The sequence below is a fragment of the Pseudoalteromonas sp. NZS127 genome (genome assembly GCF_015864805.1).
GTDB classification, from domain to species: Bacteria; Pseudomonadota; Gammaproteobacteria; order Enterobacterales; family Alteromonadaceae; genus Pseudoalteromonas; species Pseudoalteromonas nigrifaciens.
In genome coordinates this window covers 1-4707 of sequence record NZ_JADYWN010000035.1, presented here as the reverse complement: position 1 = coordinate 4707, position 4707 = coordinate 1, and the positions used below count along the sequence as shown (strand labels likewise).

Genomic DNA, 4707 nt, shown 5'->3' with positions numbered 1-4707 from the left:
TGGTTTGAGCGCAGCGAAACCCAACGAAAAAAGGCAGTGCCAGTTAACATTAGCGTTATGTATTATCGATTACCTAAAAAAGTACCGGATGTAGGTCGGATAAGCGAAGCGCCATCCGACACAGTAAAATATCTTGCCAATTATTATTATCAGCATTTTATATTGTCGGATGGCTGGAAAGTGCCATGAATGGACATTGAAGATTCTTAATGTGTGAAGTCAAGATTTGACCCCATTCGCTTCTTGTCGCAATTGGCCATCCACTTCGAAGGTAGGTTAGATGGTGTGCTAGATATTTAGCAATTTAGGCTGACACAGAATTCTGAACGCCCTCATTTTGGAGGCACGTAAGTATTGTTGCTATAAGAGGCAACAAGACGAACTCGCAACTTACCTCTTGCTAACATATCTCACTCTTTGTTAACTGTAAATTTCATAATTAAATCCACATTTTCCAGTAAGAGTTTGAAACAACAGATCCACTTTATTGAAATTTGAGTACCGATCTTGATTTCCTCTATGCTCTCTGTCGCCAGCTAATGTAACTAAAATACTTTCTTTAGCTCTGGAAAGAGCTACAAACATCAAACATTTACTTTCAAAGTTGTTATCAGTATGATTCCAAAATGCTTCATCTTCCATCCCCATAAATATAACACATTGATATTCAAGTCCTTTACACTTATGAACATTCATTAATTGAACTGAATTTTCTGCATTAAACATTAATGATGCTTCTTCTAAGGTGGAAGTAACATTAATAGTGTCTCTTAAATGCAACTCAAGATACTTCCATATTAACTCAAAATACTCTAATGATTTGTACTGCGTCCATCTTGCTTTTATTTTGCTTATTCCAATAAACTCAAATGTTGCTTTAATTAGGTTCAGTAAAGAATTAGCTGGATCTGTACCAATAAATGATTTTTGATTGATGTGAACATGATGACTTAGCTTATTAATGAACTCAACCTCTTCATCATTACTTATATTATTCAGCGATAAACAAAACTCACAAAATTCACTCCAATTTTGAGCATCTTTCAACGTGTATATTTTAAGTATAAAAGTGAACAGTCTACCTAGTGGTTCTTTCAAAGTGTCTTGTAAATCTGTCATATCTAGATTTCTAATGCTTTTATTAGAGAGTCCAGATCTCAATACAGCCGTATACTTGGAAGAATGCTGCTTTGTTAAAACACATATTTCCTCTTCTTTAACTCCCGACTCAACTAGCGATGCAATATATTCCACAAGAAAAGAGGACTCTTTGAATTCATCAGGGAAATATTTAATTTTGCAGTTAGATAAAGGCTTAGTTAAAGGCTGAAGAACATTATTTTCATCTTCTACATACTCTAAAAACTTGTTAAGTACGCCTTGAATTTCTTCAGTTGCCCTATAATTTTTTGTTAGCAACATTCTCTTTATATTGGCATGACAAAAATCATTTTGAAATTCATCAAAAACTGTTGGATTAGCATTTGCAAATAGCATAATGCTTTGATTTAAATCACCTACACAAAGTAATTTGGTATCAGTACCCATGAACAAACAGCGTATTAAATTGTACTGCTCGTAACTGGTATCTTGAAATTCATCTATGAAAACATAAGGGTAGGATAAATTAAAAAGAGATTTAACATCAGCATTAAGCGTTACGATTCTTAAAGCCATTTTTATTAAAGATCCAATCCAAATTTTATTTTTACCATTGGACTGATAATTTTTCATAACTATATCATAACGTTCAGAAGGTCTTTCATTTTCGGGCAAAACATTCTTGAACCGATCAACAATACTTTTACTAAAGGCATGGAATGTGAATGAATCGAAACGCTCAGCTTTTGATCCACAACGCTTTTTTACCCTTTTCCCAATATTTACCTGTGCCTCAGTTTTAAAAGATAAACATAATATGCGTTTAGGCCAATTACATTTATTAGTCTCCAAAAGGTAGTTAGATTTTTGAGCTAACAATTCTGTTTTTCCTGATCCTGCACCAGCTAAAATAGACAAAGAGCATTCATCGAATTTAATAATATTCATCAACTGCTGTGTTGCTTCAATACCCTCAGTTGGAAGCCAGTTATCTACAATCATTCGATAGTACCCTCAAGAATTTTTTGCGTTTTCAACGCAAGTCTTTTTAATTCTTTCGGTAACATTTCTTTTATTTTTTCAGGGGTATACGTGTCTTCCAATTTTGAAAATAGGCGAACATGTGAAGCAGGTTTACTCTTAGTACCTAAAAATCTATATTTATACCACAAAAAATTATTTAGATAGTCATCAGAGTAATGGGTAGCTCCTTCATTGCTTTCTTTAAGAACAGCATTGATTAAGGATTTTTCTCTTGAAGCTTTATCTACCGCACTTTCATTTTCAGCTTCCCCTTTCGGTCCTCTTTCACCATGCACTTCATCCTTAGAACAAAATATATCTGGGAATGACATTATCATCGAATAATCAATATCTAATGGACTCGAAAAAAACACATTATTTTTTTCTAACTCATCCATAATATTTATTAGCCCAACGTCCGTATAGTTAATACTAAAATCTTTAGGATGAGATGCATCATTCCATTCAGGTAAAAGTGGCAAAATTTTTTCATGGAAGTAAGTCACATTTTTATGGGTATATAATTGTTTTATCGCATAATTTAATCGCCCAAATCCACCGCCATTCCGGTCTAAATCTAAATCCAACAATGTAATATATGGAATATTTATAGACTCTAACAAACGCCAAAAGTGATTTACATGTCTTCCACCTAGGGGAACTATTGAAATCGAATGAGTATCAATTTCTGTTGAAAAAGCTTCAAGTATTTTAGGTAAAACGACTTGCTCACTATCCCCTTCCCCTAAAATAACTAATTTTGCAAAGTAAATTTCTGGATATGCTTTTATAGCTTCACTAATGTACTTTGATTTTTCATCTTCTTTCTTCGGTAATTCTAACTTAGTTATTGCAGTGCTTTTAGTTTCCGAATTTAAACTAAAATGTCTTATCTGTGATGGTTCAATACGACCAACTATTGAAGCCGAATGTGTTGATATTATTGCCTGACAATTACCATCTTCTGTGTATTCTAAAATTAACTTTATAATGCGCCCTAAATAATGAGGTGATAGATGATTCTCAGGTTCTTCAAGAGATATTAAACTGAAAATAGGTAATTTCATTTTTTCCGCATCAAAATGAGTTTCTTTACCAGATATTGAAGCTAATTGAATTGATTTATCTATGTCGAATAAGGCTTTGGTTAGTGCAAAATATGCAAGTGATTTTTGACCATCACTTAAAAGTGATGTATCCATTTTATTTCCAGATTCATCAGAATTAAAATGTAATTGTAATAACTTAAGCACTTCATCAATATTGCTAAGAGGGAAATTCAAATCTGCATCTTTTAAATACCGCCCCTTATATATCGACTTCCAACTTGTATCAATTGCTTCTGAGAGTTGCTTCAAAGCAGGTGATTTTTTAGCAACGGTATTTAAATCAGAAGCTTTTTTTTCAAAGCTTTCTTTTTCAACGTCTGTCCAACGTATCGCTTTTAATAAACGCCCAAGAATTGCTTTTGAAGAATATTTCAATTGAATTAAAGGATCTCTGTTGGCAGGGATATAATTAACTTGTATCGCACTTCTAATTGCTCCAGATAAGCGATTTTTATCTTCGTCATTAAGTATTTTTTTTGTACTGCTAACTGTCCAGATATCTTCTTCAACTTCACCTGTAGGGTTGTAATCAAAAGTTAGTGAACCTTCAAGTCTAACTCTAAATAATAGGCTTCCAGAATCATCAGTAGCCACCATTTGATTTAATAAATAAGGTATTTCTGCATTATCTTTATTGAGCTTAGGAAAATCAAACCAAGCCTCAATCACCAAATGTTTAGAAGTGTCAGCTTGTTCAACAGAGGGGACATTAAAATCATTTTTAGATAGCCCTCTAAGGTTAGAATCAGTAGAAAATAATTTATTTAAAGCCTCTAATGCAGTGCTTTTACCTGTGCCATTATGACCAATGAGAGTAGTCAACGAAGAATCCAACATCAACGTTTGCGGTGATTCATTTGAAATACTCTTAAAGCCTGAAATATAAATTTTATGTAAACGCATTTTTCACTCTCAATCTAATGTAGGTAAATTCATTTCCCTAGCTTAAAAAGTATTCTTAATAAGGTATTTCAATCTACCATACTCTCAATAATTGAAACGATATTTAGTTCAATTTACTAGGAAAACATTATTTAAATCAGCAACAGCAAAAGACAAAGGGATCAAATATTGTCTTCAGGCACCATATTACTGACCAGCTGATCTGAGCTTATTTAAGACAAACGATAATGCTAAATATTGGTGCTAATTGGTTGGGTATTGTTTTGTTGGGTTTCGATATACTCAACCCAACTTACGTCACTTAATTTAACACTGAGCAAACTTAAACTTTATACATCACGTTACTGACTATGTGCTACTGGCACAAACTAGCCTTGCGTGATTAGACATGCTTTATGTCTACCATAATTATCTTTCGGCTGGCCTGTAATCGCAGTAGACACGCATATATTTCGTGTTTCTAACCGTACTAAACTCGCCATGGGTAAAGATGTTGTAGCCGTTGAGCAAAAGCTTGAAAAAGTAGTGCCTAAAGAATTTAAGGTCGATGTACACCACTGGCTAATACTGC

At 33.4% G+C, this 4707-nt stretch carries 3 protein-coding genes and 1 pseudogene; 2 read left to right on the top strand and 2 right to left on the bottom strand.

Annotated elements, in window-relative coordinates; genetic code table 11:
* A partial coding sequence (locus I6E78_RS18755) for a hypothetical protein (RefSeq protein WP_231618041.1) occupies positions 1-189 on the top strand: 189 nt, incomplete at its 5' end.
* A gap of 231 nt (positions 190-420) precedes the next feature.
* Here the strand turns inward: I6E78_RS18755 and I6E78_RS18050 are convergent.
* Positions 421-2103, bottom strand: coding sequence for a UvrD-helicase domain-containing protein (locus tag I6E78_RS18050; protein ID WP_197183061.1), 1683 nt, complete (start codon positions 2101-2103; stop codon positions 421-423).
* Positions 2100-4136, bottom strand: a complete 2037-nt coding sequence (locus I6E78_RS18045) for an ATP-dependent nuclease (RefSeq protein ID WP_197183060.1) — start codon at positions 4134-4136, stop codon at positions 2100-2102. The genes I6E78_RS18050 and I6E78_RS18045 overlap by 4 nt, the downstream gene beginning before the upstream one ends.
* Before the next feature lie 411 nt (positions 4137-4547).
* Here I6E78_RS18045 and I6E78_RS18750 point away from each other — a divergent pair.
* Positions 4548-4707, top strand: a pseudogene (locus tag I6E78_RS18750) (endonuclease III); the annotation flags it as partial.